Source organism: Streptomyces sp. B15, from assembly GCF_018070605.1.
In the GTDB taxonomy this organism is placed as follows: Bacteria; Actinomycetota; Actinomycetes; order Streptomycetales; family Streptomycetaceae; genus Streptomyces; species Streptomyces smyrnaeus.
Genome location: NZ_JAGPXJ010000217.1, coordinates 1 through 489, shown reverse-complemented (window position 1 = coordinate 489; position 489 = coordinate 1). Strand labels below are relative to the sequence as shown.

1 protein-coding gene is annotated in these 489 nt (G+C 42.7%); it reads left to right on the top strand.

The genetic code is table 11. The features are described from left to right. The coding region (locus KBY19_RS35920; RefSeq protein ID WP_368861003.1) for a YbfA family protein at positions 1-228 on the top strand (228 nt) is incomplete at its 5' end. Positions 229-489 lie beyond the last annotated feature (261 nt).

Genomic DNA, 489 nt, shown 5'->3' with positions numbered 1-489 from the left:
ATACAAAAGGGGGAGAAAAGTATGGAACTCTACAGAGAATATCCTGCATGGCTTATCTTTTTACGCCGTACTTATGCGGTTGCAGCGGGCGTTTTGGCGCTGCCTTTCATGCTTTTCTGGAAAGACCGCGCCCGCTTTTACAGCTACCTGCATCGCGTCTGGTCGAAAACCAGCGATAAGCCGGTGTGGATGGATCAGGCCGAAAAGGCAACCGGTGATTTTTACTGATTGCTGAGTTTTGAAAACATTGAAAACCGCTAGTGGAAACGCTGGCGGTTTTTTTATAATGCGCGATGTAGTATATGGTTCACCATCTGGTCAGAAAGTGTCTTTCTAAAACACTACGGCGTAATGAATTCATAGATTGATTGTCTGGCGGAAGTCAGGTTCATAACGTATTATTAGCGCTTGTCTACAAGGCAATGTGTATTTCCGCGATGAGTAAATGAAAATAAAAAGTGAAGATATATTCATCAAGATAATCAATAA